Here is a 14,246-nt window from a genome sequence, read left to right on the forward strand (position 1 = left end):
TTAAGGTAATGAAGAACTGACAAGGTCTATTTTAAAAGAGATACAATGAACAGAGGTATTACTATCACTAATTACCTGGTAAACGGGAACCCGGAAGGTATTAGCATGTCGTATGTTTCTAATTGGACGGGGCAAGCAATTAAGATTCCCCGTAATGCTTTCCTGGATACAAAAAACTTTCCTGAGCTTAACAGGCCGGGAATATATTATCTTATCGGATCTAAGGATGAGAATCCTGATGAAAAACTGATTTATGTAGGAGAAGCAAACCATCTGTTTGAAAGGATTACTACACATATGCGTGATGAGGCGAAATCATTCTTTGAACTGATTATTGTGTTTAGCTCCAAGGATGATAATATGACGGTATCGCATACCAAATACCTGGAAGCAAAAATTCTTTCTGAGATATTTGAGAAATCTGGTTTTACCCTTATTAACAGGAAAGATGGCAATAAGGTAAGCTTGCCTCCAATGGTGAGGGACGAGATGGATACCTATATGGATAATATGAAAATATTATTACCAACTATGGGGTTTGATTTATTTAAGCCGGTATTGAAAGACGAAAAACAGTCATTTATGCCTAAGGATGAGAACCTGATATTAGAAGTGGGGGACATAAAGGCACAAGCTAAACTTATACCCAATGGTATGCTGGTGCTTCAGGGGAGTGCAATGAAACCTATTGCCACTCCTGCATTAGCGCCTACTTATTTGAAAATAAGAAATGACCTGATTGAAAAAGGATATGTTAAACAAACAGATAAGGGAATGTTGTTTTTGCAGGACTATGAATTTACAAGTCCTTCGCAGGCAGGGGCTGTTGTTTTGGGATATTCAGTAAATGGCAGAATATTCTGGAAAAATAGTATTGGAAAAAACCTGAAGGACCTGGAAGAAGAAAAAATAAGTTTAAGTATGGGGAAGGACTAAATTAATTTACACTATAATCAGTTGCTATGCTCCATAGTGAAGCAGTTTGAACTATAAGGCAGAATAATATTGGTATTTCTTGACTGATCTCCAGTGAGGAAGCTTTTTCGATTAATCCGGTGATCTTTGAGGAGAAATCCGTTTGTGTCGCTATTGTCGGTATGGCATCATACTTAATTTTAATGATCCCGTTTATTGAACTATAAATAACAATCTCGGTATTGGCATCATTGTAATAATCACAAAAAGCGTCTGATTTAAAGAGGTTGAACAACCGGAAATAAGATATTATATTTTTAAATTTCAGCAAAAGTTTTTCATCCGTTGTTCCATATACTGTAAACGGATTTTCTTTATCAGATGGCGAGTATTTTATAATGGTTCCTTTGGTGGAAAGGAGCAGGAGGGGTTGAAAAATATCCGCTGAACGGACTTCACTTTCTATTTTCATGCCTACTAGTTTTCCCGCATAGGTTTCAAAGCCGCCCAGAATATAAATCCAGCTAACAGATTTAATGTAAAAATGTCGTATTTTTTCTTTATTATAGTATTGACAATCAATGAATAAGTTTAAACCTTTGGAGAGTAAGATCAGCGAGCGGATTTCCCGCAAGAAGTCTAACGTATTATTACGTGAGGACTTCGTTGATCTTGGTGGATATGACCAGGTAGCGCGGGTTTTACAATCATTGATAAAAAAAGGGAAACTTATTAAAATCGGGTACGGCCTTTATGCCAAAGCGAAGGTATCCTCTTTAACAGGAACTACTGTCCCAGCAGAGCCATTACCTTCTTTAGCGAAACAAGCCTTAAACCGGCTTGGAGTTCGTACAAACCCTACGAGGGCAGAAGTTGAATATCAGGAAGGGCGTTCCACTCAAATACCTACGGGCAGGTTGATTGGCGTCGGAACGCGCGTGAGCCGTAAAATAGGCTTTAAAGGAGCGAATATTAATTATGAATACACCAGACAAAAACCTAATAGAGGAAGTCGCCCTCATTAAAGGGATCAGTGAAGCATTTGTAGAAAAGGATTGGTATGTTACCCAGGTGATCCGAAAAATTTCGAAAATTCGTTATGAGGATTTTCAAGTCATTTTTACAGGCGGGACTGCGCTTTCAAAAGCGCATCGCCTCACTCAACGCTTTTCTGAAGATATTGATTTCAGAGTCATAACATCCAGTCTCGCACAAAAGAGCCGGAGTGAACAAAAACGGCTCCTTTCAGCGTTTAAACATTCAGTCATAGCAGAGTTAAAAACTGCCTTCCAGATGGATGAAGCGTATATAATGGCAAGAAACGAAAATCGTTTCTTCTCTGTTGAGATCAATTACCCTACTTCTTTCGATCCCTCGATAGCACTGAGACCTCACATTTTAGTGGAATTTACAATAACAGACCTGGCATTACCGCCTATTCACTTACCTGTCTCTTCATTTATCAATGAACTATCCTCGCAACCACCAGAGGTCGAATCAATAGGCTGCACGGATCCTGTTGAGAATGCCTCTGATAAGCTGAGTGCTATCGTCTGGCGCATTCCTGAAAGAGCGCGTGGGCAATCTGATGATGACCCAGATGTGGTCAGGCATATTCATGACCTTTCTATTTTAAGTGATCAAAGATGCTACTATTCCTTTTAAATTTAATGATCAAAGAGTAAAGAAGGAGCCTTATTCCAATCCTTCTGAAACATTTCTGATCACAAGTTTAAAAGCGTGCATAACCGCACAAAATCCTCCCCAAACCACTTCGACATACTCCCGCTCTTTTCGACTTACTAGGAAAGGCTTTGAGAGGAAACTCTTCAAAGACTTTTTCTTTTACTACAACATATCGCACCCACGTCTGCAAAAGTCCTCTTCAGGATGATTTGCCAATGACCTGCTGCCGGTGTTTTTCACCCCAGTTTTTAAGCTCGATCACCAATCTTTCTACTGATTCTCCATGAGGAGTGGCGGAGTATACTACAGTTGGCGGAAAGCTATTGTGAACGGTCCTTGTAATCAACTGATTTAATTCCAGTTCTTTCAGTTCTCTGGCCAGTACTTTATCCGAGATGCCGGATACAGCTTTGGATATTTCTGTAAAACGTTTAGCGCCAAAAAACAGCGAAATCAATATTGGCAATCTCCACCTGCCTCTTAGTGCATCGAGGGAATCAAAAACAGGCATCATGATCGAAGCCTGAGTCTCTTCAAAAGTGCAACCGCTTTTATGTTGTGTTTCCATTTTACAATGCTAACCTAAAGGAAAGAACTTACCACCAGGTAAGCTACAGTTATAAGAATGCTAATATACATAGGTTTGCCCGATTATTAATTACACCGTTATTTTATGAATTTAGAAACACAAAACTGGAACACTTTCAAAGTAATAAACAGGAGCCGTAGAGCAATTAAAGATTTTGAAGATGTCCAAATTCCCGATCAGGACGTTCAGGATATATTGGAAGAAGCTTTACTGGCTCCGTCAAGTGCAAATTCTCAGCCCTATGAAATACACTGGATCAAAACCCCCGAAATAAAAGTGAAGGTTGCCAAAGCTTGTAACAGTCAGCGCGCTGCGGTACAAGCAGGCAGTCTGTTTGTATTCGTATCTGGAACGCATATCATAAAACAAACGTTGAAAAGTTATGCTGCTCACACGGAGCATTCCACCGTGCTGTCAGAGAAGTCAAAAGCGTACCATCATAGCATTGTTAAAAAAATGAGCCTCTTTCTAAAATTTGCTCCGCTTGTAATCTGGACACCGATACTTGGATTTTTTTCCTGGTTTTTACCGGCGATTTCCACACTGCCTTTCGGCGCTATGGGGATAAGGCACTGGGCAACAAAAAATTCAATTTTTGCCGCACAAAATCTTTTACTGGCAGCGGTGGCCAAAGGTTATGACGCTTGCCCAATGGAAGGTTTTAACGCCCAAAAAATCGCATCTCTTTTAAATTTACCGTATGGTTCTGTTATTCCGGTTATTATCGCTTTTGGCAAAAAAAGTGATGATGCACATCTTGAACCACAATGGCGCAGAGCTTTCGGCGATGTTGTAAAAGTTTATTGATCAATAATATGGCTACTGCACTGCAACGATGGGTCATGAAATACAATAATTTGACAAATAGGTTGCAATGTCTTTACTCATTCAACGAAACTATTTTAAGCGTTACTAATAAAGTATGAAAGAATGGCAGATTTGTTCAAAATCCTTCAACCACTTCGACATACTCCCGCTCTTTTCCACACCCCAGATTTACCCATGTGGGAAAAATTGGAAAAACAATTGAAAGGTCATCTTGCAAAAGAATGGCCTTTTTAATTACTTCTAATTGATTGATTCGTGTATACATCCGATAAATTCCTCCGTTCATTCTTTCGGCAAAAAAATGATGCTTTTTACGAATTTTTAGTACAAGGTGAGGGGAGTCGAACCTCTATTTTGATATTCGTTATGTACTTATAAAACGCAGCATTGAGAATATATTATTTTATAATAAGATTCTTAATGCATCCTGATAATATCTGAATAAATTCCATTGTATCCCTGAGTTCCTTTACTGTTATTTTTTCAGGAAGAAGTCTTCTTAGCATATCACAGTTCCCGGAACTGACACTTCGTTGTTCTTCCCCTCTTGTTAAAGCCGGCTTCCTGGAAGGAAGGTTAGTGAAAGCGAAAGACCCTTTAAAAGCGGTATCCTGTTTATACAGAATATTCATAGCGTTATTCAGGCGAGTACTATGGATAGTAGTTCCGTCGGACATGAGATAGTCTTTGAAAATTAGTGAAGTCAACGTCTGTTTTGTTTGAATATCTCCTTCGTCGTAAACCTGATGAAGCCTTGAAAACAGCATAATCCCGGTGTTTACATCTTTACCAGGCTGTCTGCTCTTTATCTGCTGCATAGAAAGTTTTTCCCCCAGAATGTTGATATCTGTTTCGCAATCCGTCTTGATTTTTTGCAGTTCTTCGGATAGCAGTTTATGCGTACTATCTGCTCGGAGGTGACATCCACAAAATGAACGGCAATGATAGTAATAATACTTTTTACTACGCCCCTGTGAACCGCTACCAGTCATTAAAGTATAAAAGCTATAACAAGAGCAGGGCTTAAACCTATTACAATAATTATATTTCCTGAATATTTCAATAGCTATTGGCGCATATTTCCAGTCAATTTGTTGGGCGAATTACCGAAGTGTTTCTTAAATGCGAAGCAAAAATGTGACAGATCTTCAAAACCCAGATCCACAAATATTTCTGTTGGCTTTTTTCCTTCCTTGTCCATCAAAAACCGGGCTTCTGCTAACCGTTTCTTTAATAGCCAGCGATGTGGGGTATCATTATAGGTTTGTTTAAAATCCCGTTTAAAGGATGAAAGACTTCTCCCCGTTAAAAAAGCAAAGCGGTCGAGGTTTACATTAAACCTGTAATTTCGATTCATAAACTGTTCCAGATCGATTTTTCCGGGAATGCCATAATCAAAAAAAAGGCCCGAAAGTTCAGGTCTGGATTGCAGCAATATCAGCAACAGTTCCTCGCGTTTCAAATCAAAGAAGCTTTTGCCAATTCGCCCATCGCCATCATAATAAGGGTTTAACGATGAAATGAACGTTGATAGCAGTTCATTGCCGGCTATCTTTACAAAAGCATCCGTAAACAAATGTGATTTAATTGACCCCTTGTACTTTTCCTGAAAGCCCTCAGAAATGTTTGATCAAATACAAACATAATTTTGGTTGCTCTTATGGCTTCATGAACGTTTAAGTATTGAAAAGCTCAAATGCACTATGCAAATAAGTCCACAAGGATGTTATGATAACTAAAGACCCATTCGGCTATCTTCTTCGTTAACTATATAATGAATCCTTAATAGCTTCGTGAGAAATTAACCAAATAAAAAACCGCCTCATAATTACTTATGAAGACGGCCTCTTTTGATTTAAACCAGGTTTGGTTAACTACCAACCTATTTCAGGTTGCCCTATTAAGCTTCCTGGATCGTACTGCCACCATCAACAACAATAGAAGTCCCGGTTATGAAGCTGGAGTCATCTGATGCAAGAAATAACGCGGTTGCGGCAATCTCATCCGGTTTACCCAACCTGCCCAGTGATGCTCCGTCGATGTAAGTTTGTAACTGCTCCTTACTCATTCCCTGGGATAGTGGGGTATCAATTGCACCCGGATGAATAACATTTACCCGGATACCCTTTGCTTTAAGGTCCGAAACCCAGCCTTTTGCGTAAGCATCCAATGCGGCTTTACTGGCTGCATACACACTCAGGTAAGGCATGCCCTTTTGTGCTGCAACAGAACCGGTCATGATGATCGAACCATTGTCTATAAACAAAGGAAGTGCCTTCTGGACCGTAAATAAGGTTCCCCGTGCATTCACATTAAATTGTTTGTCAAAATGTTCTTCGGTAATATCGCCGATTGGTGCGCCATCTACTGCACCTGCATTCGCATACAGTATGTCAATATTGCCTTTTACAGATTTCACTACATCAAATAGTTTGTCCAGATCGGAAAGATTCCCTGAGTCAGCAACCACGCCGGTCACATTGCGTCCTAACTTTTTTACTGCTTCGTCTATCTCATTTTGCCTGCGCCCCGTGATGAATACATAAGCACCTTCTTCCACAAATAGTTTGGCAGTTGCGAAGCCAATGCCTGAGGTTGCACCGGTTATTACGGCTACTTTATTTTTTAATTTTCCCATGATTGTAATTTTAGCCAAAGGTACCGGTGCCTGCTCGTACGACTTGTGCCATAAAGTGTTTTAATTTTAACCATTCGTATCGATTGTTGCCAAATGCTTATTTTGCGTAAAACCCGATACTGATGGACGCATTAAGTTCAATTTTAGAAGTTACTAAACTCAAAGGCCTTGTTTGTGACAGGCTCGTTGTGTCTGGTCCATGGGGGCTGGAAGTGGTGCAAACGGAAAATGCGCAGTTTTGGCGATTGATCAAAGGCTCCTGTATCGTCAGCCTTTACGATAGCCAGCCGGTTTCAATGCAGGAAGGTGATATAGTCATTATCCCGCACGGGGCTTCTCACTGGGTTGCGGATCATGTATCCAGTCGTCGGGTGACACCTGCCGAATACATTAACGGAAATATTGACGGATCACCTTTTTTCAAAGGCCCCGGCGAAGAGACTATTGTAATCGGCGGTCACTTCAGTTTTGATCAAAATCAAACGCACCCTTTTATAAAAGATTTGCCGCCAGTCATTCGCATCTCCCAATTCGGTACTCGATACGGAAAGTTACTGGAACATACGGCGGGGTTGATGATGACAGAACTGGACGGAGAACACAAGGGTAGTACCATAATGCGCAGGAACCTGGCAGAAATTTTATTTGTAACGGTTATCCGGGCCTATTTGGAGCAATCGTCTCAGCATACGGGTTTTCTATCGGCACTTGGGGATTCACAGATCAGCAATGCCCTTAAATTGATGCATGATATGCCTGAACAGAACTGGACGCTTGAATCTTTGGCAAAAAGCGTTGCCATGTCGAGATCGGTTTTCGCAGGACGTTTCAAAAAGCTTGTCGGCGAAACGCCTCTATCTTATTTGACAAACTGGCGGATAAACCGGGCCCGTGACCTATTAACTACCGAAAAACTTAGTATGGATGAGATAGCTTTCAAAATCGGATACCACTCCGAACAGGCATTTAACCGGGTATTTAAAGCGAAAACAGGTAAAACACCAGCTATATATCGAAAAAGCAGGATGTAAATCTGTTATAAACAGGTGATAATTCGGGCGTTGTTTGTTTGCGTTGCAAAATTACACGGCCTACCCTTAAAAAATGGGTTAAGCGATTAAGGAATTGGGGAATGATGAAATTGACATATTTTATCAATTGACATGACGCTAATTTAACGAACCAATTATTTTTTTTCGGTGTTCCTTCCCCCATGCGCCCATTATATGGATGACAGGAACGAGGGTTTTACCATATTCCGATAGTTCATAGCAGACAGTAATTGGCTTAGTAGCATGTTGTTGTCTCGTAACTATTCCATTTACTTCAAGTTCCTGTAGCTCTTTAGAAAGCATCCTGGGTGATATACCTATTACATCACGTTTAAGTTCCATGAAAAATCTTTTACTGAAAGTAAGACTGCAAATGATTTCAATCTTCCATTTTCCGCTTAATAACTCAACTGTGTCGTGAACAGGAATCAGATGACTTCTGTATAAGGGTGTCTCCGGTTTATTGGTTCTTTTTTTCATCTTCACAAGGTAGTTATTAAAAGGTAACTACTTACTATCAGGTAACCAATAGCGCACTTAAAAAAGCCTCATCTAACTTTGTTAAATAAAATTATAAAAAGATGGAACTAAATTTAGAAAACAAAACCGCTATCGTTACCGGCGGTTCCAAAGGAATAGGCGCAGCCATTGCAAAAGCATTAGCTGCAGAGGGAGTTGCTATTGCTGTAAATTACGTGAGTAATAAAGAAAATGCGGATAAAGTGGTAAAGGAAATTTTGGACGCAGGGGGTAAGGCCATGGCTGTTCAAGGTGATGCAAGTAATGAAAATGACGTGAAGAAGATTTTCGCCATGACAAAAGATCATTTTGGCTCTCTGAACATAGTTGTTAATAACGCAGGTATATATCAGTTTAATCCGATTGAAGCTTTTGAAGTAGCGAAATTTCAACAGTTCTTTAATACAAATGTCCTTAGCGTTTTCCTCACTACAAAGGAAGCTTTGAATTACTTTCCGGACACTGGGGGTAACATCGTCAATATTGGCGCCGTACTTAGCCATAACCCGAATATTAATGGCAGTTTATATGGTGCTACAAAGGCAGCTGTTGATACTTTAACAATGGCCTTTGCGAAAGAACTTGCTGCTCGTCATATCAGGGTAAACACGGTTGCTCCCGGACCAACGATTACGGAAGGTTCAAAAGAAATGACCAGGAATCAAAGCAACGGCTCTATGGATATCACGAAAATGATTCCTCTCGGCAGATTAGGAACTCCCGAGGATATAGCCAAGGTTGTCGTTTTTTTGACTTCAGATGCATCTGGCTGGATAACTGGAGAAAGAATAAACGCATCCGGTGGTATGCGATAATTGACCTATAATCGGAAAAATAAACAATTATCATATTGCTCTCACCTAAATAACGGAGGGTTTCATTTACCACTCTCCGTTATTTATATTAATTACTACACTAAATTGCTGATAGTCTCTAACCTAATCCATCATTATGAAAAACACGAATCACAAACTATTAAAAACAAAGAACTCACCAAAAAGAAGTTAATATTGGCTGTTTCGATCAGGGCAAGTAACGGCTGGTACCAGTCTTTCACGCAGGATATAGAAGATAACACCACTTATGGCATGTTGGAAATGCCGGTCTTAGGCATCGGTGGAAACATCGGCGGTAAAACACTGAAAATGTCATTGCCTCAAAAAGCGAAAAACGCAAAGGTCGTTGAATTGGCTGACTGCGGACACTTTGTACTGGAAGAAAAACCTGAGGAAGTTTTAGACCTGATGGTTGATTTCTTAGGAAACGGCCTATGTACGCAACCAGCCTATGGTGAAAACCTATGACGGTAAAAGCAACCAGAAGATATCAGTAATGATCAATTGATCGAAGTGTTTCACCTCAAATAAAAACCTTTATGACTTCAGAAAACAATAATATACCCCTGACCGGGAAACTCATCCTTTCATTTATGGGATTATTCACAACGGTTTCTCCGTACCTGGCAGATTGGAACATTACCCATATCTATAACCCGACCTGGCCGCCTCATGCTAAATTCCACAATGCACAAACCATGGTACTCGGGGCCCTGCTCGGTTTACTTACGCTGTATGTCCTTTGGATCAGAAAAGAGGTAAATGCTATACAGCGGCTGCATGAGGCAGTGATAATCGTATCACTCTATTGGGTCGCACAGTTACCAGCTATTCTTTTTCCGGGAACCAAACTGGTAGATCCAGGCATCAACCATGTTCAAATGCCGGTCATACTTGGCGTTCAGTTCAACCAATTGATAATGGACATCGTTATTGTACTTCCATTGATCCTTTTAGGCTGGTATATCAGCTATAGAAAATTAAAACAAACAACACAACTATGAAGAATTTCGTTTTAGTCGCAGGTGGGTGCAGGAATTATTAAATCACTGATCGGAAAAGGCGCAGCAGTGCATGCCTTGGTTCGTTCAGACAGTGATAAAAAAAATAGGTTTTATTACTTAAGGCCGCAGTGAAAGCCGGCGTGCCGCGATTCATACCTTCTGACTTTACTAAATTGCAAGAAGGCGAAAACCGCAATTTCGACCTGAGACGCGAGTTTCACACTCACCTGGACAAGGCGGGCATCAAAGGGACATCCATACTGATCGGCGCTTTCGCATAGTGGAATTTCTTAATTATTTGGCCAAATGTGAGGGGAGTCGAACACTCATATCATGAATGGATAATGTTTTAAAGATCAAATTTTGTCACTATAAATATGTCGGTTTATTCTTATTGAGAAGCTCCCATCTGGGACGTCTATCATTTAAGTAGGTATTCGGTAATAATTTTTGCTAGCATTGTGATAAATGTAACAGCTTCCTTTTCTTCATTTGTTGTCATCGTATGCTGTTGAAATAGCACTATTCTTAAAGGGCGTTTACGGCTCCAGTTAGGGGAAGTAGTATGAAAACACATTCCGTCAGATACAAGATACTCAGGGAAGATTAGCCTAATCAATTCTCGTTTGGTATCAACGTCTTCTTCTTCATATACCTGATGTAGTTTAGAAAATAATGATAACCAACAAGATAAAAGGGTTATTTTATTGAGCAGCCAGCTCCCTTTAGGACAGATTCAACATCCGTATATCGTACAAAATCCAAGTTATTGAGTGTTATAAATGTATACCGTTATTAAAGCTCGCTAATAATGACGGGCCTCCCTATTGATAAAAAGTTTGAGACTGTTTTAGGCATGCTAAACAATGAACGGGAGTACTTAGGTGAATACGACCGTTTTGTAAAAGGTATGTCTTATGCGCCGGATAGTGTAGCTACTTCTTTCGCGGAGGCACTTGAAAAACTTCGCTTAGTCATAAAGCATATTCGTTAGTAATACAGACATCCTCTTCTATGTAAATTGAAGATTTATCCCATGTAAATTGAAGATATTTCCTGAATTAGTATGGAAATTAAGCAAAATGAGCGCATTTATTCCAAGACAGTTAACACCAATCATTGCTTTTAAATAGTACTTCCAATCGATAAGACACTTTAACAGGTACTCAGATTCTAAGAAGTATTGTTAAAAAAAGGGATTGAACAGGTATTGATAAGGTTCATCCTACGTTCATCCTTCGTTGCGAACGTAGGATAAACGTAGGATGAACCTTATCAATACCTGTTCAATTCTACTTTACATAGGGTTTTATTGTAATCTGTGAAGGTGTATCATACTGTTCACGTCGGTCGCAGATTGTAAAAGGCACAAACTCAGCAAATTTCCGGTATACTACAGATGATTATTTCTAAAAGACTTCCCAAAATTCGGGCTTAGGCTAAAAACGGCAGGAGTAGGGGTATCAGGACTGAAATTCTACAAAAAAGCAATAGATTTGTTACATAATTCATTGAATTATATAAACATATGGAAACGATAACGTCGCCTGCTCATCCTTTGGTATCGGTAATAATTCCATGTTACAACCACGGCAGGTATTTAATACAAGCGGTGGAAAGCGTTTGGTTACAGCATTATCCAAATGTTGAAATAATTGTTGTTGATGACGGTTCTACAGACAACACACAGGATATTTTAAAAGGGATCCCCGGAGTAAAAAATATCTATCAAAGAAACAAAGGATTATCGGCGGCCAGAAATACGGGTATTCAGCAAAGTAGCGGGGATGTTCTGATTTTTTTAGACGCTGATGACTGGTTGTTGGATCATGCTATTGAAACTAACTTAAGTTATTTGCAGTGGGATAAAAATCTGGCCTTTGTATCAGGCGCCCATGAAAAATTTTATGTGGACAGTAATGAAAGAATAGTGGTTGAACAACAAGTTAACGCAGATCATTACCTTCATCTGCTTCATGGTAATTACATTGGGATGCATGCCACTGTGATGTTTAGAAGATGGGTATTTGATAAATATTTATACGATGAATCGTTAAAAGCGTGTGAGGACTATGACCTTTATCTAAGAATTACCCGAAGTTTCCCCGTTTTTCATCACTCCAATAAAATAGCGGCATACAGAATCCATCAAAAAAACATGTCAGGAAACACCCGGTTAATGCTTTCGTCGGTATTAAAGACCTTAAAACAACAACAAAAAGTACTTAAAACAGCAGAAGAAAAACAAGCATATCGATCCGGGTATGATACATTTAAGAAATATTACTGTTCGTTGCTCCACAAAGAATTATTATCAGGGAAAAAGCCATTGAGATCACTCCGGATATTGGCATTGTTAAGATATCAACCGATGTGGATGTTAAAACTTATAAAAATCCGATATTTAAATGTTGAAAAAAACGTTGAAAAGGATCCTTCCTGAATTTGTTAAAAAACGGTTAAATAAAGCAGGCTTCTACGCTTCCTATAACCCTAAGGTGGGCCATGTAAATTTGGGGGACCTGGGTCGGTTATATCCATTTAGTACTGATTTTGGCTATGATCGTGGTGGGCCTGTTGACCGTTATTACATCGGGAATTTTTTATTGAAAAATGCGGCATATATCAAAGGACGTTGTTTAGAGATCGGCGATAATGAATACACGCTTTTGTATGGGCAACACAACGTATTAAATAGTGATATACTGCATGTAGACGACTCAAACACAAAAGCTACTTTTATTGGCGATCTGAGTAATGCACCGCAAATACCCGATAATATATTTGATTGTATCGTATTAACCCAAACACTACATCTGATATATGATTTTAAGGCTGCCTTGGCTACCTGTCATCGCGTACTAAAACCCGGGGGCGTATTGCTTCTTACTTCGCCCGGTATTACACCAATTGATCATGGCGGATGGAAAAGCACATGGTATTGGTCATTTACAGATAAGGCTTTATTTAAATTAGGCGAAGAAACTTTTCCAGGTGGTGAGATAAATGTTGAAACCTTTGGTAACGTGTTCATTGCTGCTGCTTTTTTGTATGGTATGGGGCTTCCTGAGATCACTGCAGAAAAAATTGAATATCAGGACCCACATTACCAGGTGATCATAGGCGTAAGGATTATAAAAGCAAAACCGTAGATGCTTAAGTTAAATGGTCTTTTCAAAAAAAGTACAGGCCCGCACGTGGTGATCCTGATGTATCATCGGATAGCGCAACCTATATCAGACGTTTGGGATACCGCTGTGAGCCCACAGAATTTTGAGCAGCATTTACAGCATTTACAAAAATTGGGAAATGTTGTTCCGTTATCATTGATAACAGATTCGATATATGCCGGGCAACTTAATGGAAACAATATTGCAATAACGTTTGATGACGGCTACACAGATAATTTTACTATAGCCAGGCCACTGCTTGAACAGTATGGATTACCTGCCACTTTTTTCATTACTGCCGGCAATCATAAAAATATAAAGGAATACTGGTGGGACGATCTTGAACGTACTATATTATTTACTGAGCGATTACCGCAAAGGTTTTTAATGTCAATATCAAATGAAGAAGTAGATTTTGATATTAAAAACGAAGTTGATCTGACCCCGAAAATAAGAGCCCGCCATTGTGGTTGGCACGCCTCTGTACAACCTCCGCCTACTCAAAGAGCATTATTATATTATCATTTGTGGAGTAAATTAAAGCTGTTATCTTATGATGAACAGTACCTGATTTTAAATAAAATAAAAAAATGGGCAAAGGTTGATATTGAAAAAAACAATGAAAATAAGATAATGTCTGTTGATGAGTTAAAACAACTCTCAGAAAATAATTTATTTACTATTGGGGCGCATACAGCTACACATGCGGCTCTTGGACATCACGGACCGGATCTTCAAAAAAGCGAATTAACAGAGAACATTGATTTTTTACAACAAATAACAGACTACAAGATAGACCTGGTTGCTTATCCATATGGCAGTTATAATGGTAATACGTTAATGTTGGCCTATGAACTTGGTTTGCTTGGTGGATTTACAACAGAGGCAGAACCAATCCAACAAAGTATTTCTCCATTCAAAATAGGCAGGTTCCAGGTGAAAGACATGAATGGTTCCCGGTTTCAACGTCAACTTGCAAGTTGGAGGCATTAGAAATTGATAAAATAAA

The 14,246-nt window shown here is 39.4% G+C and carries 18 protein-coding genes; 12 read left to right on the forward strand and 6 right to left on the reverse strand.

Annotation, left to right across the window (positions count from 1 at the left end; genetic code table 11):
* Positions 1-45 precede the first annotated feature (45 nt).
* Positions 46-936, forward strand: a complete 891-nt coding sequence (locus GO495_RS10860) for a GIY-YIG nuclease family protein (protein ID WP_157299694.1) — start codon at positions 46-48, stop codon at positions 934-936.
* Position 937: 1 nt separating this feature from the next.
* On the opposite strand, the gene GO495_RS10865 is transcribed toward GO495_RS10860, so the two are convergent.
* On the reverse strand, positions 938-1,387 hold the full coding sequence (locus GO495_RS10865; protein WP_157299695.1) for a hypothetical protein: 450 nt from the start codon (positions 1,385-1,387) through the stop codon (positions 938-940).
* A gap of 109 nt (positions 1,388-1,496) precedes the next feature.
* On the opposite strand from GO495_RS10865, the gene GO495_RS10870 reads away from it, so the two are divergent.
* A complete protein-coding gene (locus GO495_RS10870) occupies positions 1,497-1,940 on the forward strand; it encodes a DUF6088 family protein (RefSeq protein ID WP_157299696.1) in 444 nt (147 codons plus the stop codon).
* Complete coding sequence (locus GO495_RS10875; protein WP_157299697.1) at positions 1,894-2,580, forward strand: nucleotidyl transferase AbiEii/AbiGii toxin family protein; 687 nt, start codon at positions 1,894-1,896, stop codon at positions 2,578-2,580. Before GO495_RS10870 ends, GO495_RS10875 begins: the two co-directional genes overlap by 47 nt.
* A 220-nt stretch (positions 2,581-2,800) precedes the next feature.
* Here the strand turns inward: GO495_RS10875 and GO495_RS10880 are convergent, their stop codons facing one another.
* Positions 2,801-3,169 carry a winged helix-turn-helix transcriptional regulator gene (locus tag GO495_RS10880; protein WP_157299698.1) on the reverse strand — a complete coding sequence of 123 codons (369 nt, stop codon included), beginning with the start codon at positions 3,167-3,169 and terminating at the stop codon, positions 2,801-2,803.
* A gap of 105 nt (positions 3,170-3,274) precedes the next feature.
* On the opposite strand from GO495_RS10880, the gene GO495_RS10885 reads away from it, so the two are divergent.
* Positions 3,275-3,997: a nitroreductase family protein gene (locus tag GO495_RS10885; protein WP_157299699.1), complete on the forward strand. Its 723-nt coding sequence runs from the start codon at positions 3,275-3,277 to the stop codon at positions 3,995-3,997.
* A 419-nt stretch (positions 3,998-4,416) separates the two neighbouring features.
* Here GO495_RS10885 and GO495_RS10890 read toward each other — a convergent pair whose 3' ends face one another.
* The 3 genes from GO495_RS10890 to GO495_RS10900 form a co-directional block, all read right to left on the reverse strand.
* Positions 4,417-4,836 (reverse strand): hypothetical protein, encoded by a 420-nt coding sequence (locus tag GO495_RS10890; protein ID WP_157299700.1) that lies wholly within the window; start codon positions 4,834-4,836, stop codon positions 4,417-4,419.
* A 248-nt stretch (positions 4,837-5,084) separates the two neighbouring features.
* Positions 5,085-5,594 carry a helix-turn-helix domain-containing protein gene (locus GO495_RS10895; protein ID WP_157299701.1) on the reverse strand — a complete coding sequence of 170 codons (510 nt, stop codon included), beginning with the start codon at positions 5,592-5,594 and terminating at the stop codon, positions 5,085-5,087.
* A gap of 324 nt (positions 5,595-5,918) precedes the next feature.
* Complete coding sequence (locus GO495_RS10900; protein WP_157299702.1) at positions 5,919-6,656, reverse strand: SDR family NAD(P)-dependent oxidoreductase; 738 nt, start codon at positions 6,654-6,656, stop codon at positions 5,919-5,921.
* Between the two features lie 122 nt (positions 6,657-6,778).
* Here GO495_RS10900 and GO495_RS10905 point away from each other — a divergent pair, with 122 nt between their 5' ends.
* The gene (locus tag GO495_RS10905; RefSeq protein ID WP_157299703.1) at positions 6,779-7,687 is read left to right on the forward strand and encodes an AraC family transcriptional regulator; all 909 of its coding nucleotides are present in this window, start codon (positions 6,779-6,781) and stop codon (positions 7,685-7,687) included.
* Positions 7,688-7,825: 138 nt separating this feature from the next.
* Here GO495_RS10905 and GO495_RS10910 read toward each other — a convergent pair whose 3' ends face one another.
* On the reverse strand, positions 7,826-8,188 hold the full coding sequence (locus tag GO495_RS10910) for a winged helix-turn-helix transcriptional regulator (RefSeq protein ID WP_157299704.1): 363 nt from the start codon (positions 8,186-8,188) through the stop codon (positions 7,826-7,828).
* Between the two features lie 101 nt (positions 8,189-8,289).
* Here GO495_RS10910 and GO495_RS10915 point away from each other — a divergent pair, with 101 nt between their 5' ends.
* The 7 genes from GO495_RS10915 to GO495_RS10945 all read left to right on the forward strand — a co-directional run bounded on the left by GO495_RS10915 (position 8,290) and on the right by GO495_RS10945 (position 14,230).
* Positions 8,290-9,042: an SDR family NAD(P)-dependent oxidoreductase gene (locus GO495_RS10915; protein WP_157299705.1), complete on the forward strand. Its 753-nt coding sequence runs from the start codon at positions 8,290-8,292 to the stop codon at positions 9,040-9,042.
* A 105-nt stretch (positions 9,043-9,147) separates the two neighbouring features.
* A complete protein-coding gene (locus GO495_RS10920; RefSeq protein WP_157299706.1) occupies positions 9,148-9,531 on the forward strand; it encodes an alpha/beta fold hydrolase in 384 nt (127 codons plus the stop codon).
* 71 nt (positions 9,532-9,602) lie between these two features.
* Positions 9,603-10,067, forward strand: a complete 465-nt coding sequence (locus GO495_RS10925) for a DUF6640 family protein (protein ID WP_157299707.1) — start codon at positions 9,603-9,605, stop codon at positions 10,065-10,067.
* An 811-nt stretch (positions 10,068-10,878) separates the two neighbouring features.
* On the forward strand, positions 10,879-11,061 hold the full coding sequence (locus GO495_RS10930) for a hypothetical protein (protein WP_157299708.1): 183 nt from the start codon (positions 10,879-10,881) through the stop codon (positions 11,059-11,061).
* A gap of 534 nt (positions 11,062-11,595) precedes the next feature.
* Positions 11,596-12,510: a glycosyltransferase gene (locus GO495_RS10935; RefSeq protein ID WP_157299709.1), complete on the forward strand. Its 915-nt coding sequence runs from the start codon at positions 11,596-11,598 to the stop codon at positions 12,508-12,510.
* A complete protein-coding gene (locus tag GO495_RS10940) occupies positions 12,491-13,219 on the forward strand; it encodes a class I SAM-dependent methyltransferase (RefSeq protein WP_205691238.1) in 729 nt (242 codons plus the stop codon). Before GO495_RS10935 ends, GO495_RS10940 begins: the two co-directional genes overlap by 20 nt.
* The gene (locus GO495_RS10945) at positions 13,220-14,230 is read left to right on the forward strand and encodes a polysaccharide deacetylase family protein (protein WP_157299711.1); all 1,011 of its coding nucleotides are present in this window, start codon (positions 13,220-13,222) and stop codon (positions 14,228-14,230) included.
* Positions 14,231-14,246: the final 16 nt, after the last annotated feature.

Origin of the sequence: Chitinophaga oryziterrae, from assembly GCF_009758125.1 — a bacterium.
Lineage (GTDB): Bacteria > Bacteroidota > Bacteroidia > Chitinophagales > Chitinophagaceae > Chitinophaga > Chitinophaga oryziterrae.

Excerpts from the sequence above, each read along its gene's own strand:
- GO495_RS10910 (WP_157299704.1), bottom strand. The coding sequence starts at position 8,188 with ATGAAAAAAAGAACCAATAAACCGGAGACACCCTTATACAGAAGTCAT.
- GO495_RS10885 (WP_157299699.1), top strand. The coding sequence starts at position 3,275 with ATGAATTTAGAAACACAAAACTGGAACACTTTCAAAGTAATAAACAGG.
- GO495_RS10925 (WP_157299707.1), top strand. The coding sequence starts at position 9,603 with ATGACTTCAGAAAACAATAATATACCCCTGACCGGGAAACTCATCCTT.
- GO495_RS10865 (WP_157299695.1), bottom strand. The coding sequence starts at position 1,387 with ATGAAAATAGAAAGTGAAGTCCGTTCAGCGGATATTTTTCAACCCCTC.
- GO495_RS10935 (WP_157299709.1), top strand. The coding sequence starts at position 11,596 with ATGGAAACGATAACGTCGCCTGCTCATCCTTTGGTATCGGTAATAATT.
- GO495_RS10880 (WP_157299698.1), bottom strand. The coding sequence starts at position 3,169 with ATGGAAACACAACATAAAAGCGGTTGCACTTTTGAAGAGACTCAGGCT.
- GO495_RS10945 (WP_157299711.1), top strand. The coding sequence starts at position 13,220 with ATGCTTAAGTTAAATGGTCTTTTCAAAAAAAGTACAGGCCCGCACGTG.
- GO495_RS10860 (WP_157299694.1), top strand. The coding sequence starts at position 46 with ATGAACAGAGGTATTACTATCACTAATTACCTGGTAAACGGGAACCCG.
- GO495_RS10875 (WP_157299697.1), top strand. The coding sequence starts at position 1,894 with ATGAATACACCAGACAAAAACCTAATAGAGGAAGTCGCCCTCATTAAA.
- GO495_RS10890 (WP_157299700.1), bottom strand. The coding sequence starts at position 4,836 with ATGCAGCAGATAAAGAGCAGACAGCCTGGTAAAGATGTAAACACCGGG.
- GO495_RS10930 (WP_157299708.1), top strand. The coding sequence starts at position 10,879 with ATGACGGGCCTCCCTATTGATAAAAAGTTTGAGACTGTTTTAGGCATG.
- GO495_RS10905 (WP_157299703.1), top strand. The coding sequence starts at position 6,779 with ATGGACGCATTAAGTTCAATTTTAGAAGTTACTAAACTCAAAGGCCTT.
- GO495_RS10915 (WP_157299705.1), top strand. The coding sequence starts at position 8,290 with ATGGAACTAAATTTAGAAAACAAAACCGCTATCGTTACCGGCGGTTCC.
- GO495_RS10900 (WP_157299702.1), bottom strand. The coding sequence starts at position 6,656 with ATGGGAAAATTAAAAAATAAAGTAGCCGTAATAACCGGTGCAACCTCA.
- GO495_RS10870 (WP_157299696.1), top strand. The coding sequence starts at position 1,497 with ATGAATAAGTTTAAACCTTTGGAGAGTAAGATCAGCGAGCGGATTTCC.